This is a genomic window from Pseudomonas sp. GW821-FHT10B02, from assembly GCF_059415665.1.
The window spans coordinates 66,916-92,078 of the sequence record NZ_JBWKNR010000016.1; the positions used below are offsets into that span (position 1 = coordinate 66,916).

General features: G+C 61.3%; 22 protein-coding genes. 19 read left to right on the forward strand and 3 right to left on the reverse strand.

What is annotated here, in order from left to right:
• The first annotated feature begins 71 nt into the window (after positions 1–71).
• The 19 genes from AC07OF_RS22465 to AC07OF_RS22555 all read left to right on the forward strand — a co-directional run bounded on the left by AC07OF_RS22465 (position 72) and on the right by AC07OF_RS22555 (position 22,748).
• Complete coding sequence (locus AC07OF_RS22465; RefSeq protein ID WP_157193221.1) at positions 72–1,238, forward strand: ribosomal protein uL16 3-hydroxylase; 1,167 nt, start codon at positions 72–74, stop codon at positions 1,236–1,238.
• Positions 1,231–1,665, forward strand: a complete 435-nt coding sequence (locus AC07OF_RS22470; protein WP_038612808.1) for a GNAT family N-acetyltransferase — start codon at positions 1,231–1,233, stop codon at positions 1,663–1,665. The genes AC07OF_RS22465 and AC07OF_RS22470 overlap by 8 nt, the downstream gene beginning before the upstream one ends.
• A 117-nt stretch (positions 1,666–1,782) precedes the next feature.
• Positions 1,783–2,517 (forward strand): secretin N-terminal domain-containing protein, encoded by a 735-nt coding sequence (locus AC07OF_RS22475; protein ID WP_232478194.1) that lies wholly within the window; start codon positions 1,783–1,785, stop codon positions 2,515–2,517.
• A 488-nt stretch (positions 2,518–3,005) separates the two neighbouring features.
• Positions 3,006–4,331 carry an isocitrate lyase gene (gene aceA / locus AC07OF_RS22480; RefSeq protein WP_128324647.1) on the forward strand — a complete coding sequence of 442 codons (1,326 nt, stop codon included), beginning with the start codon at positions 3,006–3,008 and terminating at the stop codon, positions 4,329–4,331.
• Positions 4,332–4,506: 175 nt separating this feature from the next.
• Positions 4,507–5,169 (forward strand): lysoplasmalogenase, encoded by a 663-nt coding sequence (locus AC07OF_RS22485; RefSeq protein WP_157193223.1) that lies wholly within the window; start codon positions 4,507–4,509, stop codon positions 5,167–5,169.
• 358 nt (positions 5,170–5,527) lie between these two features.
• Positions 5,528–5,941: an NADH-quinone oxidoreductase subunit A gene (locus AC07OF_RS22490; RefSeq protein WP_010220397.1), complete on the forward strand. Its 414-nt coding sequence runs from the start codon at positions 5,528–5,530 to the stop codon at positions 5,939–5,941.
• A gap of 10 nt (positions 5,942–5,951) precedes the next feature.
• Entirely contained in the window at positions 5,952–6,629 is a 678-nt protein-coding gene (locus AC07OF_RS22495; RefSeq protein ID WP_010220398.1) for an NADH-quinone oxidoreductase subunit B, read from the forward strand.
• A 78-nt stretch (positions 6,630–6,707) separates the two neighbouring features.
• Positions 6,708–8,489, forward strand: coding sequence for an NADH-quinone oxidoreductase subunit C/D (nuoC, locus tag AC07OF_RS22500; protein WP_157193224.1), 1,782 nt, complete (start codon positions 6,708–6,710; stop codon positions 8,487–8,489).
• Positions 8,490–8,491: 2 nt separating this feature from the next.
• On the forward strand, positions 8,492–8,989 hold the full coding sequence (nuoE, locus tag AC07OF_RS22505; protein ID WP_045188416.1) for an NADH-quinone oxidoreductase subunit NuoE: 498 nt from the start codon (positions 8,492–8,494) through the stop codon (positions 8,987–8,989).
• Positions 8,986–10,350 carry an NADH-quinone oxidoreductase subunit NuoF gene (gene nuoF / locus AC07OF_RS22510; protein WP_038612816.1) on the forward strand — a complete coding sequence of 455 codons (1,365 nt, stop codon included), beginning with the start codon at positions 8,986–8,988 and terminating at the stop codon, positions 10,348–10,350. Before nuoE ends, nuoF begins: the two co-directional genes overlap by 4 nt.
• Positions 10,351–10,483: 133 nt before the next feature.
• Complete coding sequence (gene nuoG / locus AC07OF_RS22515; protein WP_476446681.1) at positions 10,484–13,198, forward strand: NADH-quinone oxidoreductase subunit NuoG; 2,715 nt, start codon at positions 10,484–10,486, stop codon at positions 13,196–13,198.
• Positions 13,195–14,202: an NADH-quinone oxidoreductase subunit NuoH gene (gene nuoH / locus AC07OF_RS22520; RefSeq protein WP_157193226.1), complete on the forward strand. Its 1,008-nt coding sequence runs from the start codon at positions 13,195–13,197 to the stop codon at positions 14,200–14,202. The genes nuoG and nuoH overlap by 4 nt, the downstream gene beginning before the upstream one ends.
• A gap of 11 nt (positions 14,203–14,213) precedes the next feature.
• Positions 14,214–14,762 carry an NADH-quinone oxidoreductase subunit NuoI gene (gene nuoI, locus AC07OF_RS22525; RefSeq protein ID WP_009400993.1) on the forward strand — a complete coding sequence of 183 codons (549 nt, stop codon included), beginning with the start codon at positions 14,214–14,216 and terminating at the stop codon, positions 14,760–14,762.
• 9 nt (positions 14,763–14,771) lie between these two features.
• A complete protein-coding gene (nuoJ, locus tag AC07OF_RS22530) occupies positions 14,772–15,272 on the forward strand; it encodes an NADH-quinone oxidoreductase subunit J (protein WP_038612821.1) in 501 nt (166 codons plus the stop codon).
• 4 nt (positions 15,273–15,276) lie between these two features.
• Positions 15,277–15,585 (forward strand): NADH-quinone oxidoreductase subunit NuoK, encoded by a 309-nt coding sequence (gene nuoK / locus AC07OF_RS22535; RefSeq protein ID WP_107025567.1) that lies wholly within the window; start codon positions 15,277–15,279, stop codon positions 15,583–15,585.
• Entirely contained in the window at positions 15,582–17,435 is a 1,854-nt protein-coding gene (gene nuoL / locus AC07OF_RS22540; protein WP_157193227.1) for an NADH-quinone oxidoreductase subunit L, read from the forward strand. The genes nuoK and nuoL overlap by 4 nt, the downstream gene beginning before the upstream one ends.
• Before the next feature lie 39 nt (positions 17,436–17,474).
• A complete protein-coding gene (nuoM, locus tag AC07OF_RS22545; RefSeq protein ID WP_157193228.1) occupies positions 17,475–19,007 on the forward strand; it encodes an NADH-quinone oxidoreductase subunit M in 1,533 nt (510 codons plus the stop codon).
• 7 nt (positions 19,008–19,014) lie between these two features.
• Positions 19,015–20,484: an NADH-quinone oxidoreductase subunit NuoN gene (nuoN, locus tag AC07OF_RS22550; protein WP_157193229.1), complete on the forward strand. Its 1,470-nt coding sequence runs from the start codon at positions 19,015–19,017 to the stop codon at positions 20,482–20,484.
• Between the two features lie 209 nt (positions 20,485–20,693).
• Positions 20,694–22,748 carry a TonB-dependent receptor family protein gene (locus AC07OF_RS22555; RefSeq protein WP_495073465.1) on the forward strand — a complete coding sequence of 685 codons (2,055 nt, stop codon included), beginning with the start codon at positions 20,694–20,696 and terminating at the stop codon, positions 22,746–22,748.
• On the opposite strand, the gene AC07OF_RS22560 is transcribed toward AC07OF_RS22555, so the two are convergent.
• From AC07OF_RS22560 to AC07OF_RS22570, 3 genes are all read right to left on the reverse strand, one after another.
• Positions 22,745–23,809 (reverse strand): AI-2E family transporter, encoded by a 1,065-nt coding sequence (locus AC07OF_RS22560; protein WP_157193231.1) that lies wholly within the window; start codon positions 23,807–23,809, stop codon positions 22,745–22,747. The two genes, AC07OF_RS22555 and AC07OF_RS22560, sit on opposite strands and share 4 nt — an antisense overlap.
• Positions 23,810–23,882: 73 nt before the next feature.
• On the reverse strand, positions 23,883–24,290 hold the full coding sequence (locus AC07OF_RS22565) for a hypothetical protein (RefSeq protein WP_157193232.1): 408 nt from the start codon (positions 24,288–24,290) through the stop codon (positions 23,883–23,885).
• 44 nt (positions 24,291–24,334) lie between these two features.
• The gene (locus tag AC07OF_RS22570) at positions 24,335–25,045 is read right to left on the reverse strand and encodes a cyclic nucleotide-binding domain-containing protein (protein WP_476446678.1); all 711 of its coding nucleotides are present in this window, start codon (positions 25,043–25,045) and stop codon (positions 24,335–24,337) included.
• Between the last annotated feature and the right edge of the window lie 118 nt (positions 25,046–25,163).

The following is a 25,163-nucleotide window of genomic DNA, read 5'->3' on the forward strand; positions in this document are numbered from 1 at the left end:
CGCGTAAACGCCCGGCTCAGCCGGGCGTTTTTATTACCGAAAGAAAATTACTTTTTTTCAATAGGTTACACATGAATCCTGATACTCCACTGCAGCTGCTGGGCGGCCTCACTGCCCGCGAATTCATGCGCGACTACTGGCAGAAGAAACCTCTGCTGGTGCGCCAGGCCTTCACTGATTTCGAAAGCCCGATCGACGCCGACGAACTGGCCGGCCTGGCCCTGGAAGAAGAAGTCGAATCGCGCCTGGTCATCGAACACGGCGAGCGCCCGTGGGAAATGCGTCGCGGCCCGTTCGAGGAAGACACCTTCAGCACTCTGCCTGAGCGTGACTGGACCCTGCTGGTACAGGCGGTGGACCAGTTTGTGCCTGAAGTCCACGAACTGCTGGAGCACTTCCGCTTCCTGCCGAGCTGGCGCATCGACGACGTGATGATCAGCTTCGCCGCTCCGGGTGGCAGTGTCGGCCCGCACTTCGACAACTACGATGTATTCCTGCTGCAAGGCCAAGGCAAGCGCAACTGGAAAATCGGCCAGATGTGCGACAGCGACAGCCCGCTGCTCGAACACGCCGACCTGCGCATCCTGGCTGAATTCGAGCAGAGCGAAGAGTGGACCCTGGAACCGGGCGACATGCTCTACCTGCCGCCGCGCCTGGCCCACTACGGCATTGCCGAAGACGACTGCCTGACCTACTCGGTGGGCTTTCGCGCCCCTAGCGCCGCCGAAGTGCTGACCCACTTCACCGACTTCCTCAGCCAGTTCCTGCCTGACGAAGAGCGCTACACCGACGCCGACGCCCAGCCGGTCAGCGACCCGCACCAGATCCAGCACGACGCTCTTGGCCGCCTGAAGAACCTGTTGACCGAGCACATGGGCGACGAACGCCTGCTGCTGACCTGGTTCGGCCAGTTCATGACCGAGCCACGCTACCCGGAACTGGTCAGCGGGGAGCCGCTGGACGAAGCGGAACTGATCGAAAGCCTGGCCCAGGGCGCGATCCTGATCCGCAACCCGAGCGCGCGCCTGGCCTGGTCGGAAGTCGATGACAACCTGCTGCTGTTCGCCAGCGGTCAGAGCCGTCTGCTGCCGGGTGACCTGCGCGAACTGCTGAAGCTGATCTGCGCCGCCGACGCGTTGCATATTGAAAACCTTGAGCAGTGGCTTGAAAGCGATCAAGGCATTACCTTGATCTGCGAACTGGTCAAACAAGGAAGCTTGGGGTTTGCCAATGAATAAGATCCGCGTCCGCCTCGCCGACTGGCACAAAGACAACGCCGACATCCGCCGCATCCGCGAAGCCGTGTTCATCGCCGAGCAGTGCGTACCGCCAGAACTGGAGTGGGATGCCGACGACAACAGCGCCGTGCACTTCCTCGCGATGGAGGGTGACTACGCCATCGGTACAGCGCGCCTGCTGGCCGACGGTCAGATCGGCCGGGTATCGGTGCTCAAGGACTGGCGCGGCCTGAAAGTCGGCGATGCGCTGATGCAGGCGGTTATCGTCGAAGCGCAGAACCGCGACCTCAAGCAGCAGATGCTCAGCGCCCAGGTGCAGGCGACGCCGTTCTACGAACGCCTTGGCTTCAAGGTAGTCAGCGAAGAGTTCCTCGAGGCGGGCATTCCGCACGTGGATATGGTTCGCGAGTCGCGCGAACTGGCCTGATAAGCCTTCGCGGGGCAAGCCCGCTCCCACTGTGGGAGCGGGCTTGCCCCGCGATGAGGCCAGCAAAAACCCTACAAATTTGCCATCATGTCCACTCCACCCGCGGAGATCATGGACATGCCGCTACGCCCCCTACTCGCCTCCCTGCTTCTGTCGTTCAGCCTGAATGCGCTGGCCGCCACTGAAGTCCTGCCGCTGAACCACCGCACCAGCGCCGAACTGCTCCCTACCGCACAATCGTTCATCGGCAAGGATGGCAGCGTCAGCGCCTTTGAAAACAAGCTGATCGTCAATGCCGAGCCGAAAAAGATCGATGACTTGCGCACCCTGCTGCAGCAACTGGACACCGCGCCGCGCAGGCTACTGATCAGCGTCGACAACAACGACAGCAATTTCCAGGACAACCGTGGCAACGCCCGGGTCATCCACTACGGCACCGCCAACCGTGAAGGTGGTATGCAACAGGTACAGGCCAGCGAAGGCAGCCCGGCACTGATCCAGGTCGGCCAGAGCATCCCGATCACCAGCACCAGCACTGATGGCTTCGGCCGACTGCAAAGCGACACCGAATACCGTAACGTCACCCAGGGCTTCTACGTCACTGCCAGCGTCACGGGCGACACCGTGCACCTGGCCATCAGCACCAACAATGACCGGATGAGCCTGGAGCGTCCTGATGTAGTGAAGGTTCAAAGTACCGACACAAAAGTCAGCGGCAAGCTCGGTGAATGGATCACCCTGGCCGGGGTCAACCAGCAGAGCCAGTCCGAACGCAGTGCTTCTGCCCTCAGTTACAGCACCCAGCGCGGTGAGAACATGACTTTGCGGGTAAAAGTCGACGCACTGGACTGAACCCAGACAAATCAAGGCCTCGACCGAAGGACTTGGAACTGACCGGCGAGTCGCATTAGACCAAAGATGTAGTGGTTTGAAAAAAGCACTACAAAACATTTGACGACCTCAAATCGCCGAGGCATGATGGCCCCGCTCCCGCTAATCAGAGGCCCTGGCAAGGGCCTTCGAGCCGCGCTCTAACCTACCCACCTGAGCCGACTCGTGTCTGTACAGCCCACAAGGCAGTTTGACGAGATTGCGACTGGAACGAAGTTGTCCCGAGGGACGGAAGCGCATCAAGAGGCACACGGCAGCACTGTTTACTGCAGCTCGGCAACCACGAGCCACCCTGCAGCGAATACCTCGCCCACGCCTGCTCACTTCCCCTCTTCGAGCCCCATCGTTCGACCGTCGCATATTTCGCTGAACATGACTTACGCCAGGCTTCTGATCTGCGCTGTGTGAGCGAGAATTTTTCCAAGACCGATGCGACGAGGTTTATTTCCATGGCACTGACACGCGAACAGCAAATTGCAGCCCTCGAAAAAGACTGGGCCGAAAACCCGCGCTGGAAAGGCGTGACCCGTACCTACACCGCCGCTGATGTCGTACGTCTGCGTGGCTCGGTCCAGCCTGAGCACACCCTGGCCCGCATGGGTGCCGAGAAGCTGTGGAAGCTGGTCACCCAGGGTGCTCACCCATCCTTCCGCCCGGAAAAAGATTTCGTCAACTGCATGGGCGCCCTGACCGGCGGCCAGGCTGTGCAACAGGTTAAAGCCGGTATCCAGGCTATCTACCTGTCCGGCTGGCAAGTGGCTGCCGACAACAACTCGGCCGAGTCCATGTACCCAGACCAGTCGCTGTACCCGGTTGACTCGGTGCCAACCGTGGTCAAGCGCATCAACAACTCGTTCCGTCGTGCCGACCAGATCCAGTGGAAAGCCGGCAAGAACCCAGGCGACGAAGGCTACGTCGACTACTTCGCGCCAATCGTGGCTGACGCCGAAGCCGGTTTCGGTGGCGTACTGAACGCCTACGAGCTGATGAAGAACATGATCGAAGCAGGCGCCGCCGGCGTTCACTTCGAAGACCAGCTGGCCTCGGTGAAAAAATGCGGCCACATGGGCGGCAAGGTACTGGTACCGACCCAGGAAGCCGTACAGAAGCTGACTGCTGCCCGTCTGGCGGCCGACGTTGCTGGTGTACCGACCATTATCCTGGCCCGTACCGACGCCAACGCCGCTGACCTGCTGACCAGCGACTGCGACCCGTACGACCAGCCGTTCGTGATCGGCGAGCGCACCCAGGAAGGCTTCTACAAAGTACGCGCCGGCCTGGATCAAGCCATTGCCCGTGGCCTGGCCTACGCTCCATACGCCGACCTGATCTGGTGCGAAACTGCCAAACCGGACCTGGAAGAAGCGCGTCGCTTCGCCGAAGCGATCAAGAAGGAATACCCGGACCAGATCCTGTCCTACAACTGCTCGCCTTCTTTCAACTGGAAGAAGAACCTGGACGACGCGACCATCGCCAAGTTCCAGCGCGAACTGTCGGCCATGGGCTACAAGCACCAGTTCATTACCCTGGCCGGTATCCACAACATGTGGCACGGCATGTTCAACCTGGCGCACGACTACGCCCGCAACGACATGACCGCTTACGTGAAACTGCAGGAACAAGAGTTCGCTGACGCGTCGAAAGGCTACACCTTCGTCGCTCACCAGCAAGAAGTCGGCACCGGCTACTTCGACGACATGACCACCGTGATCCAGGGTGGCAAGTCCTCGGTAACCGCACTGACCGGCTCGACCGAAGAAGAGCAGTTCCACTGATCTCTGATCGATTGCTGAAATTCGGGTAACAGACAAAACCCGGGGCCTGTGATGGGGCTCCGGGTTTTGTTTTCATCGGCCCGGCCCCACAGTGCCGCGTGTTTCGGCCGATTCGCCACTTCCCTATAAATCCCCATTGGCTATGCTAGGTGCACAACAACACCAAGGATTGGCCATGCCCCGCCCATTGACCCTGCTCTGCCTGGCCCTGCTCGGCGCAGCTTTCTATATATATGCACTGGCAAGCCAGAACGCGCTGCTCGGTCTTGCCGTCAAACCGATCCCAGTGCTGGCATTGATCGCCTGGCTCAGGACCGCAGCGCCTTCGCGCTACCGGCACTGGATCACCATTGGCCTGGGCTTCTCGCTACTGGGCGACATCCTTTTGGCCGTACCTGGCGACCTATTCGTATTTGGCCTGGCAGCGTTTCTTTGCGCCCATCTGGCGTACCTGCGCGGCTACCTGAGCGAAACACGCGAGCGGGCAACCTCGGCTTTGGTCATTTCGGCGTTTGTCGGTATCACGCTGCTGACTGTACTGATCAGTCATGGCCTGGGTGAGCTGCTGATTCCGGTAACGGTGTACGCCCTGGCCATCAGTGCGATGCTCTGGCGCGCGCTGGCCTGTGGTGGCATTGCCGCGCTGGGGGCGATCGCCTTCGTATTCTCCGACAGCCTGATCGGCATCGACCGCTTTGTCGGCCATTTCCAGGCAGCCCCTTACCTGATCATCCTCGCCTACTGGCTGGGCCAATGGGCAATTGCCGCCTCGGCCTACACCAACCGCCCAGCAAAAACCTTGATCCAGACCGCGGCAGGCCAGGATAAATTCGGTTAAAACACGAGGTGTGGAAACTTGCGGGTGATGCCTATGCCACACAACTTTGTAGTTGACCCGAACAGTAGGACGAATTGCACACCTTCAAATGATATTAATTATCATTTCGAAGTTACAGCTTCATTACGCGTTGCAAGAAACATAATTAACAAAACCCGAGACAATGCCCGCCCCATGCGGCCTGCAGCGAGTTACGAAAGATTTTTGTTCTTAATCCTACGAATAAATTTGCTGCAGAAATTTTACTTGCACCGGGTTTACCCATAAAATCAGCACGATAGATTCCGCTGCGACATATCGTCACTGCTTTACTACTTTCCAAGCCGCAGAGACTGGTCTCTGTATAAGGATTTTCAGCATGCCCGATTCGACAGGACTCATCGCCCACAACTGGGGCTTTGCCATTTTCCTTTTGGGTGTCGTTGGCCTGTGTGCCTTCATGCTCGGTCTGTCCGCCCTGCTCGGTAGCAAGGCCTGGGGCCGCAGCAAGAACGAACCCTTCGAGTCCGGCATGCTGCCTACTGGCGGCGCCCGCTTGCGCCTGTCAGCCAAATTCTATCTGGTCGCGATGCTCTTCGTGATCTTCGATATCGAAGCCCTCTTTCTCTTTGCATGGTCTGTGTCCGTCCGCGAAAGCGGCTGGACCGGATTCGTCGAAGCTCTCGTTTTCATAGCAATTCTGTTGGCAGGTCTTGTCTACCTTTGGCGCGTCGGGGCACTTGATTGGGCTCCCGAAGGTCGTCGCAAGCGGCAAGCGAAGCTGAAACAATGAGGCTTTGGCAATGCAATACAATCTCACCAGAATCGACCCGGATGCTCCCAACGAGCAATATCCAATCGGAGAGCGGGAAACCGTCTCCGATTCGCTGCTAGAGGACCAGGTCCACAAGAACATCTTCATGGGCAAACTTGAAGATGTGCTCAGTGGCGCGGTCAACTGGGGGCGTAAAAACTCCCTGTGGCCGTACAACTTCGGCCTCTCCTGCTGCTACGTGGAAATGACCACGGCCTTCACGGCGCCCCACGACATCGCCCGCTTCGGCGCCGAAGTCATCCGGGCATCGCCGCGTCAGGCCGACTTCATGGTCATCGCCGGCACCTGCTTCATCAAGATGGCGCCGATCATCCAGCGCCTGTACGAGCAGATGCTTGAACCCAAGTGGGTCATCTCCATGGGTTCGTGCGCCAACTCCGGTGGCATGTACGACATTTACTCGGTCGTTCAGGGGGTCGACAAGTTCCTCCCCGTGGATGTCTATGTCCCTGGTTGCCCGCCTCGCCCTGAAGCCTTCCTGCAAGGCCTGATGCTGTTGCAGGAGTCGATTGGCCAGGAGCGTCGTCCTCTTTCCTGGGTTGTCGGTGATCAAGGCATTTACCGTGCCGAGATGCCGTCGCAGAAAGAGCAACGCCGTGAACAGCGCATCCAGGTCACCAACCTGCGCAGCCCCGACGAAGTCTGATCCAGCTATCTGTTGCCTGCGCGTGCGCGACAGGCAGCCTGGCTTCATTCTCTACGTTGACCGAAAGCGACCGAGACCATGACAGCGGACACCGCTATTTATATCCCGCCTTACAAGGCTGACGACCAGGATGTGGTTGTCGAACTGAACAACAAATTTGGCCCCGAGGCGTTCGTCGCCCAGGAAACCCGCACCGGCATGCCGGTGCTTTGGGTTACCCGCGCCAAACTCAAGGAAGTCCTGAGCTTCCTGCGCAATGTCGCCAAACCGTACAGCATGCTCTACGACCTGCATGGTGTGGACGAACGTCTGCGCACCCAGCGCCGTGGCCTGCCAAGTGCCGACTTCAGCGTGTTCTACCACCTGCTTTCGGTGGAACGGAACAGCGACGTGATGATCAAGGTAGCCTTGAACGAAGGCGACCTGAACCTGCCGACCGTGACCGGTATCTGGCCGAACGCCAACTGGTACGAGCGCGAAGTCTGGGACATGTTCGGCATCGACTTTGCCGGCCACCCGCACCTGACCCGGATCATGATGCCGCCGACCTGGGAGGGTCACCCGCTGCGCAAGGACTACCCTGCGCGCGCCACCGAGTTCGATCCGTACAGCCTGACCCTGGCCAAGCAGCAGCTTGAGGAAGAAGCCGCGCGCTTCAACCCTGAAGCCTGGGGCATGAAGCGCCAGGGCGCCAACGAGGACTACATGTTCCTCAACCTCGGCCCGAACCACCCTTCGGCGCACGGTGCCTTCCGTATCGTCCTGCAGCTGGACGGCGAAGAGATCGTCGACTGCGTCCCGGACATCGGTTACCACCACCGTGGTGCCGAGAAGATGGCCGAGCGTCAGTCCTGGCACAGCTTCATTCCCTACACCGACCGTATCGACTACCTCGGCGGGGTGATGAACAACCTGCCGTACGTGCTCGCGGTCGAGAAGCTGGCCGGCATCCAGGTGCCACAGAAGGTCGACGTGATCCGCATCATGCTGGCCGAGTTCTTCCGGATCACCAGCCACCTGCTGTTCCTGGGTACCTACATCCAGGACGTCGGCGCCATGACCCCGGTGTTCTTCACCTTTACCGACCGTCAGCGCGCCTACACCGTGATCGAAGCCATCACCGGTTTCCGTCTGCACCCGGCCTGGTACCGCATCGGTGGTGTCGCCCATGACCTGCCGCGCGGCTGGGAAAAACTGGTGAAAGACTTCGTCGACTGGCTGCCAAAGCGCCTCGACGAATACACCAAGGCGGCCCTGCAGAACAGTATCCTCAAGGGCCGGACCATCGGCGTTGCCCAGTACAACACCAAAGAGGCCCTGGAATGGGGCGTCACCGGTGCCGGCCTGCGTTCCACCGGCCTGGACTTCGACCTGCGCAAAGCCCGCCCTTATTCCGGCTACGAGAACTTCGAGTTCGAAGTACCGCTGGCCCACAACGGCGATGCCTACGATCGCTGCATGGTCCGTGTCGAGGAGATGCGCCAGAGTATCCGCATCATCGACCAGTGCCTGCGCAACATGCCGGAAGGCCCGTACAAAGCGGATCACCCGCTGACCACGCCGCCGCCGAAAGAGCGCACCCTGCAGCACATCGAAACCCTGATCACTCACTTCCTGCAGGTTTCGTGGGGCCCGGTCATGCCGGCCAACGAATCCTTCCAGATGATCGAGGCGACCAAGGGCATCAACAGTTACTACCTGACGAGCGACGGCGGCACCATGAGCTACCGCACCCGGATTCGCACCCCGAGCTACCCGCACCTGCAGCAGATCCCTTCGGTGATCCGCGGCAGCATGGTCGCGGACCTCATTGCGTACCTGGGCAGTATCGACTTCGTTATGGCTGACGTGGACCGCTAAGCATGAACAACACGCTTATCCAAACCGACCGTTTCGCCCTGAGCGAAACCGAGCGCTCGGCCATCGAGCACGAGATGCATCACTACGAGGACCCGCGCGCGGCGTCCATCGAAGCCCTGAAGATCGTTCAGAAGGAACGCGGCTGGGTGCCTGACGGCGCCATCTATGCCATCGGCGAAGTGCTCGGCATTCCGGCCAGCGACGTCGAAGGCGTTGCAACCTTCTATAGTCAGATCTTCCGTCAGCCGGTTGGCCGGCACATCATCCGCGTTTGCGACAGCATGGTCTGCTACATCGGCGGCCACGAGTCCGTGGTCAGCCAGATCCAGAGCGAGCTGGGTATTGGCCTGGGCCAGACCACCGCCGACGGCCGCTTCACCCTGCTGCCAGTGTGCTGCCTGGGTAACTGCGACAAGGCCCCGGCACTGATGATCGACGACGACACCTTTGGCGATGTCCAGCCTGCTGGCGTTTCCAAGTTGCTGGAGGGTTACGTATGACCATCACTTCCTTCGGCCCGGCCAACCGCATTGCCCGCAGCGCCGAGACGCATCCGCTGACCTGGCGCCTGCGCGACGACGGCGAGCCGGTCTGGCTGGACGAGTACCAGGCCAAGGACGGCTATGCCGCCGCCCGCAAGGCCCTGGCGCAGATGTCCCAGGACGATATCGTCCAGACCGTCAAAGATTCCGGCCTCAAGGGCCGTGGCGGTGCGGGCTTCCCCACCGGCGTCAAATGGGGCCTGATGCCCAAAGACGAATCGATGAACATCCGCTACCTGCTGTGCAACGCGGATGAAATGGAGCCCAACACCTGGAAAGACCGCATGCTGATGGAGCAACAGCCCCATCTGCTGGTCGAGGGCATGCTGATCAGCGCCCGCGCGCTGAAGGCTTACCGTGGCTACATCTTCCTGCGTGGTGAATACACCACCGCGGCGAAGAACCTCAACCGCGCCATCGATGAAGCCAAGGCCGCAGGCCTGCTGGGCAAGAACATTCTCGGCAGCGGTTTTGACTTCGAGCTGTTCGTGCACACCGGCGCCGGGCGTTACATCTGCGGTGAAGAAACCGCACTGATCAACTCCCTCGAAGGCCGCCGCGCCAACCCGCGCTCCAAGCCGCCCTTCCCTGCCGCCGTCGGCGTCTGGGGCAAGCCAACCTGCGTGAACAACGTCGAGACCCTGTGCAACGTACCGGCCATCGTCGGTAATGGCGTCGACTGGTACAAGTCGCTGGCCCGCGAAGGTTCTGAAGACCACGGCACCAAGCTGATGGGCTTCTCCGGCAAGGTCAAGAACCCGGGCCTGTGGGAACTGCCGTTTGGCGTAACCGCCCGTGAGCTGTTCGAAGACTACGCCGGTGGCATGCGCGATGGCTTCAAGCTCAAGTGCTGGCAGCCTGGCGGCGCCGGTACCGGTTTCCTGCTGCCCGAGCACCTCGATGCTCAGATGTACGCCGGTGGCATCGCCAAGGTCGGCACCCGTATGGGTACTGGCCTGGCGATGGCCGTGGACGACAGCGTCAACATGGTTTCGCTGCTGCGCAACATGGAAGAGTTCTTCGCCCGCGAGTCGTGCGGCTGGTGCACTCCGTGCCGCGATGGCTTGCCGTGGAGCGTGAAGATGCTGCGCGCCCTGGAGAAGGGACAAGGCAAGGCGGAAGACATCGAGACCCTGCTGGGCCTAGTCAACTTCCTCGGCCCTGGCCGCACCTTCTGCGCCCACGCACCGGGTGCAGTCGAGCCGCTGGGTAGCGCCATCAAGTATTTCCGTCCGGAGTTCGAGGCCGGCGTCGCACCTGTTACAGGCAGCGAAGCCCTGCGCCCGAACCTGGCCAAGCCGATCGTCGTCGGCGCATAACGAATAGAAATGCGGACGGTCCGTGCCGTCCGCTGCTTGCACAGCTCGCCCGGGGACACCTGTAGCGGGCTGCAGGCACACAGTTTTCCATTAGCCACGCCCGCAGACGCGGGCCAACGAAGAACTTTGAACCATGGCCACTATCCACGTAGACGGCAAAGCGCTCGAAGTCAACGGTGCAGACAACCTGTTACAGGCGTGTCTGTCGCTCGGCCTCGACATCCCCTATTTTTGCTGGCACCCGGCGCTCGGTAGCGTCGGCGCCTGCCGCCAGTGCGCGGTCAAGCAGTACACCGACGAGAACGACACCCGCGGTCGTATCGTCATGTCCTGCATGACCCCCGCCACCGATGGCACCTGGATTTCCATCGACGACGAAGAGTCCAAGGCGTTTCGCGCCAGCGTCGTCGAATGGCTGATGACCAACCACCCGCACGACTGCCCGGTCTGTGAGGAAGGTGGTCACTGCCACCTGCAAGACATGACGGTAATGACCGGCCACAACGAGCGCCGCTACCGTTTCACCAAGCGTACCCACCAGAACCAGGAGCTCGGCCCGTTCATCGCCCACGAGATGAACCGCTGCATCGCCTGCTACCGTTGCGTGCGTTACTACAAGGACTACGCCGGCGGTACCGACCTGGGCGTATTCGGTGCCCACGACAACGTCTACTTCGGTCGCGTTGAAGACGGCGTACTGGAAAGCGAGTTCTCCGGTAACCTCACCGAGGTCTGCCCGACCGGTGTGTTCACCGACAAGACCCACTCCGAGCGCTACAACCGCAAGTGGGACATGCAATTCGCCCCGAGCATCTGCCATGGTTGCTCCAGCGGTTGCAACATCAGCCCGGGTGAGCGTTACGGCGAACTGCGCCGTATCGAAAACCGCTACAACGGTTCGGTCAACCAGTACTTCCTCTGTGACCGTGGCCGTTTCGGCTATGGCTACGTCAACCGCGAAGACCGCCCACGTCAGCCACTGCTGGCCGATGGCACCAAGCTGAGCCTGGATGCTGCGCTGGACAAGGCCGCCGACATGCTGCGCGGTCGCAACATCGTCGGTATCGGCTCGCCGCGCGCCAGCCTGGAAAGCAACTACGGCCTGCGCGAGCTGGTCGGTGCCGAGCACTTCTACTCGGGTATGGAAGCCGGTGAACTGGCGCGTGTACGCCTGGCCCTGCAAGTCCTCAACGACAGCCCGCTGCCGGTCCCGACCCTGCGCGAGATGGAAGACCACGACGCCGTGTTCGTCCTCGGCGAAGACCTGACCCAGACTGCTGCCCGCGTGGCCCTGGCCCTGCGCCAGTCGGTCAAGGGCAAGGCCGAAGCCATGGCCGATGCCATGCGTGTTCAGCCGTGGCTCGATGCTGCGGTGAAAAACATCGGCCAACACGCCATGTACCCGCTATTCATCGCCAGCCTGGCCGAAACCAAGCTCGATGACGTCGCTGAAGAATGCGTCCACGCAGCACCGGACGACCTGGCCCGTATCGGTTTCGCCGTAGCCCACGCCATCGACCCGAGCGCCCCTGCCGTCGAAGGCCTGGACGCCGAAGCCCTGGCCCTGGCCAAGCGCATCGCCGATGCCCTGGTTGCCGCCAACCGTCCGCTGGTGGTCGCCGGTACCTCGCTGGCCTCCAGCGCACTGATCGAGGCTGCTGCCAACATCGCCAAAGCCCTCAAGCTGCGTGCGAAGAACGGCTCCCTGAGCCTGGTGGTGCCCGAGGCCAACAGCCTGGGTATGGCCATGCTCGGTGGCGAATCCGTCGACGCCGCACTGGACGCCGTGATTACCGGCAAGGCCGACGCCATTGTCGTCCTCGAAAACGACCTGTACAGCCGCGTGCCGGCTGCCAAGGTCGACGCTGCCCTGGCCGCCGCCAAGGTGGTGATCGTCGCCGATCACCAGAAGACTGCAACCGCCGAACGCGCTCACCTGGTACTGCCAGCGGCAAGTTTCGCCGAAGGCGACGGTACCCTGGTCAGCCAGGAAGGCCGCGCCCAGCGCTTCTTCCAGGTATTCGATCCGACCTACCTGGACAGCAGCATCCTGGTTCACGAAGGCTGGCGCTGGATGCACGCCCTGCGTGCGACCCTGCTCAACAAGCCGGTGGACTGGACCCAACTGGACCACGTCACCAGCGCCTGCGCCGCTGTCACGCCGCAACTGTCGGGCATCGTCAACGCCGCGCCGTCCGCTTCGTTCCGCATCAAGGGCATGAAGCTTGCGCGTGAGCCGCTGCGCTACTCCGGCCGTACCGCGATGCGCGCCGACATCAGCGTGCACGAACCACGTACCCCGCAAGACAAAGACAGCGCCTTCGCCTTCTCCATGGAAGGCTACTCGGGCTCGGCCGAACCGCGTTCGCAAGTGCCGTTCGCCTGGTCTCCGGGCTGGAACTCGCCACAAGCCTGGAACAAGTTCCAGGACGAGGTTGGCGGTCACCTGCGCGCAGGCGATCCAGGGACCCGCCTGATCGAAACCGAGGGCGACAAGCTGCACTGGTTCGCCAGCGTTCCGGCAGCCTTCTCCCCGGCGCGTGGCACCTGGCAGGTTGTGCCGTTCTACCACCTGTTCGGCAGTGAAGAGAACTCTTCGCGCGCCGCGCCGGTACAAGAGCGCATCCCGCAGGCCTACGTGGGCCTGGCCAAGTCCGAAGCCGACCGCCTGGGCGTCAACGAGGGTGCGATGCTCAGCTTGAACGTGGCTGGCCAGACCCTGCGTCTGCCATTGCGCATCAATGAAGAACTGGGCGCAGGCCTGGTTGCCCTGCCCAAAGGCCTGGCCGGCATTCCGCCCGCCATCTTCGGTGCATCCGTCGAAGGCCTGCAGGAGGCAGCACAATGACCTGGTTCACCCCTGAAGTGATCGATGTGATCATCACGGTCATCAAGGCCGTCGTCATCCTGTTGGCCGTGGTGGTCTGCGGCGCGCTGCTCAGCTTCGTCGAGCGGCGTCTGCTGGGCTGGTGGCAGGACCGTTACGGTCCGAACCGCGTCGGCCCGTTCGGTATGTTCCAGATCGCAGCCGACATGCTGAAGATGTTCTTCAAGGAAGACTGGAACCCGCCCTTCGTCGACAAGATGATCTTCACCCTGGCGCCGGTCGTGGCCATGAGTGCCTTGCTGATCGCCTTCGCCATCATCCCGATCACCCCGACCTGGGGTGTCGCGGACCTGAACATCGGCGTGCTGTTCTTCTTCGCCATGGCCGGTCTGTCGGTGTACGCGGTACTGTTCGCCGGCTGGTCGTCGAACAACAAGTACGCCCTGCTCGGCAGCCTGCGGGCTTCGGCCCAGACCGTGTCGTACGAAGTGTTCATGGGCCTGGCGCTGATGGGCATCGTTGCCCAGGCCGGCTCGTTCAACATGCGCGATATCGTTGACTACCAGGCCCAGAACCTGTGGTTCATCATTCCGCAGTTCTTCGGCTTCTGCACCTTCTTCATCGCTGGCGTCGCCGTGACTCACCGTCACCCGTTCGACCAGCCGGAAGCGGAACAGGAACTGGCCGACGGTTACCACATTGAATATGCCGGGATGAAATGGGGCATGTTCTTCGTCGGTGAGTACATCGGCATCATCCTGGTCTCGGCGCTGCTGGTGACCCTGTTCTTCGGCGGCTGGCACGGCCCGTTCGGCATCCTGCCGCAGATCCCGTTCATCTGGTTCGCCCTGAAGACCGCGTTCTTCATCATGCTGTTCATCCTGCTGCGCGCCTCGATCCCGCGCCCGCGCTATGACCAGGTGATGGACTTCGGCTGGAAGTTCTGCCTGCCGCTGACCCTGATCAATTTGCTGGTGACCGCTGCGCTCGTGTTGCTCAACACGCCAGCTGTTGCGGCCCAGTGAGGATTTGACCCATGTTCAAGTATATTGGCGACATCGTTAAGGGCACAGGCACCCAGCTGCGCAGTCTGGTGATGGTGTTCTCTCACGGTTTTCGCAAACGTGACACCCTGCAATACCCCGAAGAGCCGGTCTACCTGCCGCCACGCTACCGTGGCCGCATCGTCCTGACCCGCGACCCGGATGGCGAAGAGCGCTGTGTAGCGTGCAACCTGTGTGCCGTGGCGTGCCCGGTCGGTTGCATCTCGCTGCAGAAAGCCGAGACAGAAGACGGTCGTTGGTACCCGGAGTTCTTCCGCATCAACTTCTCCCGTTGCATTTTCTGCGGCCTCTGCGAGGAAGCCTGCCCGACCACCGCGATCCAGCTGACGCCGGATTTCGAAATGGCCGAGTTCAAACGTCAGGATCTGGTGTACGAGAAAGAAGATCTGCTGATCTCCGGCCCCGGCAAGAACCCTGACTACAACTTCTACCGTGTTGCAGGTATGGCTGTTGCCGGCAAGCCGAAAGGCGCCGCGCAGAACGAAGCCGAGCCGATCAACGTGAAGAGCTTGCTCCCTTAAGGAAGAAAGATGGAATTCGCTTTCTATTTCGCATCCGGTGTCGCTGTGGTGTCCACCCTTCGGGTGATCACTAACACCAACCCCGTGCACGCCCTGCTCTACCTGATCATTTCGCTGATCTCCGTGGCGATGACCTTCTTCGCCCTCGGCGCTCCGTTCGCCGGTGTCCTGGAAGTGATCGCCTACGCTGGCGCCATCATGGTGCTGTTCGTCTTCGTGGTGATGATGCTCAACCTCGGGCCGGCTTCGGTCGCCCAGGAACGTGGCTGGCTCAAGCCGGGTATCTGGCTCGGGCCTGTGGTTCTCGCCGCGCTGCTGCTGCTCGAACTGCTGTATGTGCTGTTCAGCAGTGATAGCGGCGCCGGCATTGGCCACACCACGGTCGACGCCAAGGCCGTCGGCATCAGCCTGTATGGTCCTTACCTGCTGGTGGTGGAACTGGCCTCGATGCTGCTGCTCGCTGCAGCGGTGACGGCTTTCCACCTCGGCCGCAACGAGGCGAAGGAGTAATCACATGACTGCAATTCCTCTCGAGCATGGCCTGGCAGTCGCCGGCATCCTGTTCTGCCTCGGCCTGGTCGGCCTGATGGTGCGCCGCAACATTCTTTTCGTGTTGATGAGTCTGGAAATCATGATGAACGCCTCGGCACTGGCGTTCATCGTTGCCGGTAGCCGCTGGGCGCAGCCGGATGGACAGATCATGTTCATCCTGGTGATCAGCCTGGCAGCCGCCGAGGCCAGTATCGGCCTGGCGATCCTGCTGCAGCTGTATCGCCGCTTCCACACTCTCGACATCGATGCTGCCAGTGAGATGCGCGGATGAACCTTATCTTCCTGACGTTCCTATTCCCCCTGATCGGCTTCCTGCTGCTGTCGTTCTCGCGCGGTCGCTGGTCCGAGAACCTGTCGGCGCTGGTCGGCGTCGGTTCGGTGGGCCTCTCGGCCGCCGTGGCCGCCTACGTGATCTGGCAGTTCAACGTCGCCCCGCCTGAAGGCGGTGCGTACAGCCAGCTGCTGTGGCAGTGGATGTCGGTGGATGGCTTCGCGCCGAACTTCACCCTGTACGTGGATGGCCTGTCGGTCACCATGCTCGGTGTGGTCACCGGTGTCGGCTTCCTGATCCACCTGTTCGCCTCCTGGTACATGCGTGGTGAAGCCGGCTACTCGCGCTTCTTCGCCTACACCAACCTGTTCATCGCCAGCATGCTGTTCCTGGTGCTGGGCGACAACCTGCTGTTCATCTACTTCGGTTGGGAAGGCGTGGGCCTGTGCTCGTACCTGTTGATCGGTTTCTACTACAGCAACCGCAACAACGGTAACGCCGCACTCAAAGCCTTCATCGTTACCCGTATCGGCGACGTGTTCATGGCCATCGGCCTGTTCATCCTGTTCGCCCAGCTCGGCACCCTGAACGTGCAGGAGCTGCTGGTACTGGCGCCGCAGAAGTTCCAGGCCGGTGATTTCTGGATGGTCCTGGCGACCCTGATGCTGCTCGGTGGTGCGGTCGGTAAATCCGCCCAGCTGCCGCTGCAGACCTGGCTTGCGGACGCGATGGCCGGTCCTACCCCGGTTTCGGCGCTGATCCACGCGGCAACCATGGTTACCGCCGGTGTCTACCTGATCGCCCGTACCCACGGCCTGTTCGCCCTGGCCCCTGACGTGCTGCACCTGGTCGGTGTGGTCGGCGGTGTGACCCTGGTCCTGGCCGGCTTCGCGGCTCTGGTACAGACCGACATCAAGCGTATCCTCGCCTACTCGACCATGAGCCAGATCGGCTACATGTTCCTGGCCCTGGGCGTTGGTGCCTGGGAAGGCGCGATCTTCCACCTGATGACCCACGCCTTCTTCAAGGCCCTGCTGTTCCTTGCTTCCGGTGCGGTGATCGTTGCCTGCCACCACGAGCAGAACATCTTCAAGATGGGCGGCCTGTGGAAGAAACTGCCGCTGGCCTACGCCAGCTTCATCGTCGGTGGTGCCGCCCTGGCTGCCCTGCCGCTGCTGACCGCCGGTTTCTACTCCAAGGACGAGATCCTCTGGGAAGCCTTCGCCAGCGGCAACAACGGTCTGCTGTACGCCGGTCTGGTCGGTGCGTTCATGACCTCGCTGTACACCTTCCGCCTGATCTTCATCGCCTTCCACGGCGAAGCCAAGACCGAAGCGCATGCTGGTCACGGGATCTCCCACTGGCTGCCACTGGGCGTGCTGATCGTGCTGTCGACCTTCGTCGGTGCCTGGATTCATCCACCACTGGCCGGTGTCCTGCCGCAGAGCGTCGGCCATGCCGGCGGCGAAGCCAAGCACAGCCTGGAAATCGCCTCGGGCGCCATCGCCATCGCCGGTATCCTGCTTGCCGCAGTGCTGTTCCTCGGCAAGCGTCGCCTGGTGACTGCGATTGCGGGCAGCGGTATCGGTCGTGTGCTGTCGGCCTGGTGGTTCGCCGCCTGGGGCTTCGACTGGATCTACGACAAGCTGTTCGTCAAACCTTACCTGCTGATCGCCCACATCCTGCGCAAGGATCCGGTTGACCGCAGTATTGGCCTGATTCCGCGTATGGCGAAAGGCGGTCATGCCGCCATGAGCAAAACCGAAACCGGTCAGCTGCGCTGGTATACCGCTTCGATCGCCGTAGGTGCCGTGCTTGTACTCGGTGCCGTTGTAATGGCTGCGGTCTGATATGAACCTTGCGACTTTGCGAAAGGAATTGAGCCCGTCATGATTTTGCCTTGGCTGATCCTGATCCCCTTTATCGGCGGCCTGCTGTGCTGGCTGGGTGAGCGCTTCGGCGCCACCCTGCCGCGCTGGATTGCGCTGCTGACCATGTCCCTGCTGCTTGGTATCGGCCTCTGGCTGTGGGCCAACGGGGACTACACCCTGGCCCCTGCTCCAGGCGCTGCGCCTGAGTGGGCGGTCGAATTCAAAGTGCTGTGGATCGAGCGCTTCGGCATCAGCCTGCACCTGGCCCTCGACGGCCTGTCGCTGCTGATGATCCTGCTCACCGGCCTGCTCGGTGTGCTCTCGGTACTGTGTTCCTGGAAAGAGATCCAGCGTCACGTCGGCTTCTTCCACCTCAACCTGATGTGGATCCTCGGCGGCGTGGTCGGTGTGTTCCTGGCCCTGGACCTGTTCCTGTTCTTCTTCTTCTGGGAAATGATGCTGGTGCCGATGTATTTCCTCATCGCGCTCTGGGGCCACAGCTCCTCCGACGGCAAGAAGACCCGGATCTACGCAGCCACCAAGTTCTTCATCTTCACTCAGGCCAGCGGCCTGATCATGCTGGTGGCGATCCTTGGCCTGGTACTGGTCAACTACAGCAACACCGGTGTGATCACCTTCGACTACACCCAGTTGCTCAAGGCTGAACTGCCACCTGCCACCGAATACGTGCTGATGCTCGGCTTCTTCATCGCCTTTGCGGTCAAGCTGCCGGTGGTACCGTTCCACTCCTGGCTGCCTGACGCGCACGCCCAGGCACCGACCGCAGGTTCGGTGGACCTTGCCGGTATCTTGCTGAAAACCGCTGCCTACGGCCTGCTGCGTTTCGCCCTGCCACTGTTCCCGAACGCTTCGGCCGAGTTTGCGCCGATCGCCATGACCCTGGGTCTGATCGGGATTTTCTACGGTGCCTTCCTGGCGTTCGCCCAGACCGACATCAAGCGTCTGGTCGCCTTCTCCAGCGTTTCGCACATGGGCTTCGTGCTGATCGGTATCTACTCCGGCAGCCAGCAAGCGCTGCAAGGTGCAGTGATCCAGATGCTGGCTCACGGCCTGTCGGCGGCGGCACTCTTTATCCTCGCCGGCCAGCTGTACGAGCGCCTGCACACCCGTGACATGCGTGAGATGGGCGGCCTGTGGCATCGCATCGCTTACCTGCCGGCAATCAGCCTGTTCTTCGCTGCAGCGTCGCTGGGCCTGCCGGGTACCGGTAACTTCGTTGGCGAGTTCCTGATCCTGATCGGCAGCTTCGTCGCCTCGCCATGGGTCACCGTCATCGCCACTTCCGGCCTGGTGTTCGGTTCGGTCTACTCGCTGATCATGATTCACCGTGCCTACTTCGGCCCGGCGAAGTCGGACGAAGTCCTGGCTGGCATGGATACCCGCGAAATGATCATGGTACTGGGCCTGGCTGGCCTGCTGATCTTGCTGGGCGTCTACCCGCAGCCGTTCCTGGACACTTCCGCCGCCACTATGAGTGGTGTGCAGCAGTGGTTCGGCTCCGCTTTCACTCAACTCGCTTCGGCCCGGTAAGAGCGCTATGGACCTGACGATTCAACACTTTATCGCGCTTGCGCCGCTGCTGATTACCACCATCACCGTTGTCGTGGTGATGCTGGCAATCGCCTGGCGCCGCAACCACTCGCAAACCTTCCTGCTGTCGATCGTGGGCCTGAACCTGGCCCTGCTGTCGATCCTGCCGGTACTCAAAGTCGTGCCACTGGCGGTCACTCCGCTGCTGACCATCGACAAGTTCGCCTGCCTGTACATGGCGTTGATCCTGGTCGCCACCCTGGCCTGTGTAACCCTCGCCCATGCCTACCTGGGTGACGGCGGCAAAGGCTACCCGGGCAACCGCGAAGAACTGTACCTGCTGATCCTGATGGCTGCCCTGGGCGGCCTGGTACTGGTCAGCGCGCAGCACCTGGCTGGCCTGTTCATTGGCCTGGAACTGCTCTCGGTACCGGTCTACGGCCTGGTCGCTTATGCCTTCTTCAACAAGCGTTCGCTGGAAGCCGGCATCAAGTACATGGTGCTGTCGGCCGCCGGTTCCGCCTTCCTGCTGTTCGGTATGGCCCTGCTGTACGCCGACGCTGGCAGCCTGAGCTTCGACGGTATCGGTAAAGCCCTGGCAGCCACCAACATGCCAAGCCTGCTGGCTCAGCTGGGCCTGGGCATGATGCTGGTGGGCCTGGCGTTCAAACTGTCGCTGGTGCCTTTCCACCTGTGGACCCCGGACGTCTACGAAGGTGCTCCGGCACCGGTCGCCGCCTTCCTGGCCACCGCCAGCAAGGTCGCGGTGTTCGCCGTTGTCGTGCGCCTGTTCATGCTCTCCCCGGCTGCCAGCAGCGGCGTGCTGACCACCGTGCTGTCGGTGATTGCCGTTGCGTCGATCCTGATCGGTAACCTGCTGGCACTGACCCAGAGCAACCTCAAGCGTCTGCTCGGTTACTCGTCGATCGCCCACTTCGGTTACCTTCTGATCGCCCTGGTGGCGAGCAAGGGTCTGGCCGTCGAAGCCATTGGCGTGTACCTGGTCACCTACGTGATCACCAGCCTGGGCGCGTTCGGCGTAATCACCCTGATGTCGTCGCCGTACAACGGCCGTGACGCAGACGCCCTGTACGAGTACCGCGGCCTGTTCTGGCGCCGTCCGTACCTGACCGCAGTACTGACCGTGATGATGCTGTCGCTGGCCGGTATCCCGCTGACCGCAGGCTTCATCGGCAAGTTCTACATCATCGCTACCGGCGTCGAGTCGCAGCTGTGGTGGCTGGTCGGCGCCCTGGTGATCGGTAGTGCCATCGGCGTGTTCTACTACCTGCGGGTTATGGTCACCCTGTTCCTGATCGAACCGAACCTGCGTCGTCACGATGCTCCGCTGAACTGGGAACAGCGCACCGGCGGCGTCATGCTGCTGGCGATCGCGATCCTGGCCTTTGTGCTGGGTGTGTACCCGCAGCCGTTGCTGGACATGGTCCAGCATGCCGGACTGCAACTGGTCGGCTGATCGATCTTGCTGCAACAGACACCCCGCTTCGGCGGGGTGTTTTGTTTTGTGGCTGAAATTGTTATCGCGGGGCAAGCCCGCTCCCACCGGGCTGTCCAGATCCGGTGGGAGCGGGCTTGCCCCGCGATGAGAGCAGTACATATCCATGACTGTGCTTCGTCTGATAGTTGCGACGTCAGATACCCGCTCACAGTCCCGGAACCCCATCGATGTGCCCCACCCTACCCCGCTCCTCCCTTGCCCTGTTGATTTCCTGTGCCGCTTCAGTCCAGGCCAGCGATGGCATTGAACTTGGCCAGGTGCTTATCCAGGAACAGGAACAGAGCGAGCTGCAGGACGCTCGCGAACGTCTGAATCAGGTACCAGGCGCCAGCAACCTGATTGACATGCAACGGGTGGAGCAAGGCCGGGTCGCCAGCAATCAGGATGTGCTCGCCTACCAACCGGGCGTGTTTGCCCAGTCTGCCGGCAACGACGGTATCAAGTTGTCGATCCGCGGCTCGGGCATCAACCGTGCGCCGGGCAGCCACGGTTCAGGCGTCTACACGATGTTCGACGGCCTGCCGCTGACCGGTCCTGGCGGCACACCGTACGAGTTGTTCGAACCGTTGTGGCTGAGCCGCGCCGAAGTCCTGCGCGGTGCCAACGGTTTCGACCGCGGTGCTCTGGCCCTGGGCGGCGCCATCGATTACATCACCCATACCGGCCATGATGCCGCGCCCTTGCAAGTGCGCTATGAACTGGGCAGCCGCGGCTATGCCAAGCGTCAGATCAGCTCCGGTCAGGTGTTGGGCGATCTGGACTACTACGTGGCCCTGACCGATTCTGAGTACGATGGTTACCAGGAGCACAGCAGCGGCAGCAGCAAGGGCATCGCCGCCAATGTCGGTTATCGCTTCAGCCCAAGCCTGGAAACCCGCTTCTACCTGCGCTACCGGGAAACCGAGAATGACCTGGCCGGGCGCCTGACCAAAGACCAGATCAAGCACCACCCACGCGACGCCAACCCGGCGTACCTGGCCCGGGATGACAGCCGCCCGCAACCGGGCAGCACCTGGGTGGGCAACAAGACCACTTTCTATCTGGACGACGACTCCCGCCTGGAAGCCGGGCTGGTCTACCACGACTACCCGATGGACCTGCGCGAGGGCCCGATGCGCCTCAAGGTCGCCTATACCGATGTCAGCGGGACACTGAATTATTTCCGTAGAGACACCCTGTTCGGGCACGAAAGCAACACCACCGTGGGCTGGCGGACCACCAAGCACCTGCCCAACAGCGGTGCTTCACAGTTTGCCCGCAAAGACGACATCACCGGCGCCCGGACCCGCGACTTCAGCTACCAGGGCTCGGACACCGTGATCCACGTCGGCAACGAGCTCGAGCTGGTGCCGGACCTGTGGCTGACCAGCGGCCTAGCGATGATTTATACCCGCCGCGAAAGCGACGTGAGCTTCCCGGCCAATGGCGGCAAGGTCAGCCAGCACGACTGGGACTACGCCCCGCGCCTGGGCCTGCGCTACGACATCAACCCTCAATTGCAGGTCTATGGCAACCTGAGCCGCTCGGTGGAGCCGCCGCACCCGTGGTCACTGATCTGGAGTTCGCCCAGCGCCACCCAGCCTATCGAAATGCAGAACCAGACCGCCACCACCCTGGAGCTGGGTGCACGCGGCGAGTCGTCCATCGGCCGCTGGGACCTGGCCTGGTACTACTCGGACGTGCGCCATGAACTGCTGGCCGTGGAGATCGTGCAAGGCCTGCCCGCCAAGGAGTTCAACGCCAGCCCCACCGTCCACCAAGGGGTAGAAGCGGGCCTCGACAGCCTGCTCTGGGAACGCGCCGCCGTTGGCAAGCTGTCGCTACGCCAGGCCTATACCTTCAGTGACTTCCACTACCGCGACGACGATGTCTTCGGCGACAACCGTCTGCCCGGCATTCCAATGCACTACTACCAGGCCGAGCTGCGCTTCGACCTGCCGAGTGGTTTTTACGCCGGGCTCAATACGCAGATGGCTTCCAAGGTTCAGGTCGACTACGCCAACAGCTATCCGGCCGACGCCTATGCCCTGCTCGGTGCAACCTTGGGTTACAACGCGCCGAAACAGGACTGGCAAACCTGGATCGACCTGCGCAACCTGACCAACAAGCGCTACGCCGCCACGGTCACCCCCGGCTACAACGACAACGGCAAGGACGTTGCCCACTCGACTCCCGGTGAAGGTTTCGGGGTGTACGCCGGGGTGTCCTACAGCTTCCGCTAGCTGGGTAGTTGTACCTGTGGTTTGGTCGCAACGAAGATCGCCCAGCTGGACATGAACAGTGCGGCGATCAACGGTCCGATGACAAAGCCATTGAGGCCGAATACCGCCAGACCACCCAAGGTCGAGATCAAGATCAGGTAGTCGGGCATTTTCGTGTCCTTGCCCACCAGCAGCGGACGTAAAACGTTGTCCACCAGACCGATTACGAAGACGCCGAAAGCGGCCAGCACCGCACCTTGCCAGACTGCCCCGGTGGCAACGAAATACACCGCCACCGGCGCCCAGACGATTCCCGCCCCGACTGCCGGCAACAGCGAAAGAAAGGCCATCAGCACACCCCAGACCAAAGCACTGGGAATATCCAGCATCCAGAAAATGATGCCGCCAAGCGTACCCTGGGTGATCGCGACCAGCAGGTTGCCCTTGACGGTGGCGCGCACCACTCGGTTGAACTTCAGTTGCAAGCGGCGTTTCTGCTGCTCGGCCAACGGCACCGCCGCGCGGATTTTGCGCGCCAGCTCGGCCCCGTCACGTAAAAAGAAGAACAACAGGTAGAGCATTACCGCAAAGCTCACCAGGAAATCGAAGGTGCCCTGGCCGAAGCTGAACACCTGAGTGGCAAAGAACTGACTGCCCTGCAGAGCGCCCTTGGTAATCTTGTCGCGCAGGCCTGCCAGATCGCCCATGCCCATGCGCTCCAGGCTATTTTGCGCAAAGGCCGGGAGAATATCCTTGAAACGCTCAATGTAGCCGGCCAGGTCCAGTTCACCGCTCTCAAGGTTCTTGTACAGCGCCGCACCTTCCTGCACCAGCAAGGTGCTGATGATGATCACCGGCAGGATGGCGATCACCAGGCATATCAGCAACGTCAGGCCCGCAGCCAGATTGCGCCGCCAGTCCAGGTACGCCAGCAGACGGCGCTGCAGCGGGGCGAAGACGATGCCAAGGATCACCGCCCAGAACACTGCGCCGTAGAACGGCAGCAGGATCCAGATGAAGGCAATGGTCACCAGGGCCAGTAACAGATGCAGGGCCTTGTGCTGCACGGCGGTTTCGTTCATGTGCGCTCCGTTGCTGTTCACAACGTTAGTGCACGGCGCAGTGGCAAAAGTGCCGTGCGCACAAGACGATCGGTCAGGCCCCGGCTGGCCAGGTCTCCAATGCCCGCTCTGCGGTCAGGTCACTTTCCCAGAAATACTGAGCGCTCAATTCGATTTGCACATAAGCCAGGTCGTCGTTTTCATCGTTCGCGCCTGCAAGCCCCTGAGCACCACCATTGTCACCGCCAGTTGGCGTCACGTCGTACCAAGCCCTCTGACCGAGTGACGTACTCCAGGTCGTCAGGCTGTGCAGATCCGGGTTGGCGAAGGTAAACGTGCAGTTGCTCACACCCGCCAGGTTTTGCCCTTTCCAGTTCCAGTGGTAGGTGGTGTCCACCTGCGCTCGTTCATTCAAGGTGTAATGCGGCTCAAAGGTAGGACGTGAATCCGCAGGCTGCGCAATCGTGACGGACCAAGGTCCATGCGAAAGAATCAAAGTCATTTAGGGTCCTTAAAGCAGGCTGGGCACTGCCATTGATCCATCGGCTAGTTGATAGACTGAATGGGTTGGAGAAGGCGTACTTGTTTACCGTCGACTTCGATCTGGCCGTTTTGCTGGAGACGGGTGAACACCCTGGAAACAGTCTCTCCGGCCAGCCCCAGGTAATTGCCGATTTCGTTACGTGAAATGCTCAGGTGCAGTTGATTGGCTGCGTATCCAAGCGAGTGAAAACGTGCAGACAGGTTGACCAGCAAGGAGACGACCCGGGCATCGGCGGCTTTTTTCGAATGCAGCCGGGTCATTTGTTGGGTATTGCGAATCTCACTGCTCATCGCCCGCATCAGATGCCGGCGTATCTGCGGCAAGCGGATCAACAGCTCATCGAGAGGCGCGAAAGGAATTTCGCACACCTCGGTGGACTCCAGCGCCTGGACTGATACCGGGTACGCTTCGGAACCCAGTCCCGACAGACCAATCGACTCACCGGGCAGATGGATGCCGATGATCTTTTCTTCACCGGTCTCACTCAGGCAAACGGACTTCAATACGCCGGAGCGGATCACGTAGATCGAGTTGAAACTGTCGCCCTGGCGAAACAGAAAATCGTTCTCTTTCATGGCCCGGACGTGCTTGACCACGTCATCGAGCATGTCGACTTCTTCGGGACTCGCTGAACCAGGCAGGCACAGCGGCGCGAGACTGCAGGTTTTGCATTGTGTCTGGCGGTAAGCTGGCAATCGAATGGGCTCAGGCATTTATCTAGTCCTTATGGCGGAACACACGGTGCGCCTGAGCTGTTTCCATCAAGCGCACTTTGCAGGCCAGACCAGTGTCCCGTGAGCCAACTTCAAACACCCCTCAATAATCGTTATT

Bases quoted from the DNA above. Each gene is read 5' to 3' on its own strand.
- AC07OF_RS22465 (WP_157193221.1), top strand. From the start codon at position 72: ATGAATCCTGATACTCCACTGCAGCTGCTGGGCGGCCTCACTGCCCGC.
- AC07OF_RS22470 (WP_038612808.1), top strand. From the start codon at position 1,231: ATGAATAAGATCCGCGTCCGCCTCGCCGACTGGCACAAAGACAACGCC.
- AC07OF_RS22475 (WP_232478194.1), top strand. From the start codon at position 1,783: ATGCCGCTACGCCCCCTACTCGCCTCCCTGCTTCTGTCGTTCAGCCTG.
- aceA (WP_128324647.1), top strand. From the start codon at position 3,006: ATGGCACTGACACGCGAACAGCAAATTGCAGCCCTCGAAAAAGACTGG.
- AC07OF_RS22485 (WP_157193223.1), top strand. From the start codon at position 4,507: ATGCCCCGCCCATTGACCCTGCTCTGCCTGGCCCTGCTCGGCGCAGCT.
- AC07OF_RS22490 (WP_010220397.1), top strand. From the start codon at position 5,528: ATGCCCGATTCGACAGGACTCATCGCCCACAACTGGGGCTTTGCCATT.
- AC07OF_RS22495 (WP_010220398.1), top strand. From the start codon at position 5,952: ATGCAATACAATCTCACCAGAATCGACCCGGATGCTCCCAACGAGCAA.
- nuoC (WP_157193224.1), top strand. From the start codon at position 6,708: ATGACAGCGGACACCGCTATTTATATCCCGCCTTACAAGGCTGACGAC.
- nuoE (WP_045188416.1), top strand. From the start codon at position 8,492: ATGAACAACACGCTTATCCAAACCGACCGTTTCGCCCTGAGCGAAACC.
- nuoF (WP_038612816.1), top strand. From the start codon at position 8,986: ATGACCATCACTTCCTTCGGCCCGGCCAACCGCATTGCCCGCAGCGCC.
- nuoG (WP_476446681.1), top strand. From the start codon at position 10,484: ATGGCCACTATCCACGTAGACGGCAAAGCGCTCGAAGTCAACGGTGCA.
- nuoH (WP_157193226.1), top strand. From the start codon at position 13,195: ATGACCTGGTTCACCCCTGAAGTGATCGATGTGATCATCACGGTCATC.
- nuoI (WP_009400993.1), top strand. From the start codon at position 14,214: ATGTTCAAGTATATTGGCGACATCGTTAAGGGCACAGGCACCCAGCTG.
- nuoJ (WP_038612821.1), top strand. From the start codon at position 14,772: ATGGAATTCGCTTTCTATTTCGCATCCGGTGTCGCTGTGGTGTCCACC.
- nuoK (WP_107025567.1), top strand. From the start codon at position 15,277: ATGACTGCAATTCCTCTCGAGCATGGCCTGGCAGTCGCCGGCATCCTG.
- nuoL (WP_157193227.1), top strand. From the start codon at position 15,582: ATGAACCTTATCTTCCTGACGTTCCTATTCCCCCTGATCGGCTTCCTG.
- nuoM (WP_157193228.1), top strand. From the start codon at position 17,475: ATGATTTTGCCTTGGCTGATCCTGATCCCCTTTATCGGCGGCCTGCTG.
- nuoN (WP_157193229.1), top strand. From the start codon at position 19,015: ATGGACCTGACGATTCAACACTTTATCGCGCTTGCGCCGCTGCTGATT.
- AC07OF_RS22555 (WP_495073465.1), top strand. From the start codon at position 20,694: ATGTGCCCCACCCTACCCCGCTCCTCCCTTGCCCTGTTGATTTCCTGT.
- AC07OF_RS22560 (WP_157193231.1), bottom strand. From the start codon at position 23,809: ATGAACGAAACCGCCGTGCAGCACAAGGCCCTGCATCTGTTACTGGCC.
- AC07OF_RS22565 (WP_157193232.1), bottom strand. From the start codon at position 24,290: ATGACTTTGATTCTTTCGCATGGACCTTGGTCCGTCACGATTGCGCAG.
- AC07OF_RS22570 (WP_476446678.1), bottom strand. From the start codon at position 25,045: ATGCCTGAGCCCATTCGATTGCCAGCTTACCGCCAGACACAATGCAAA.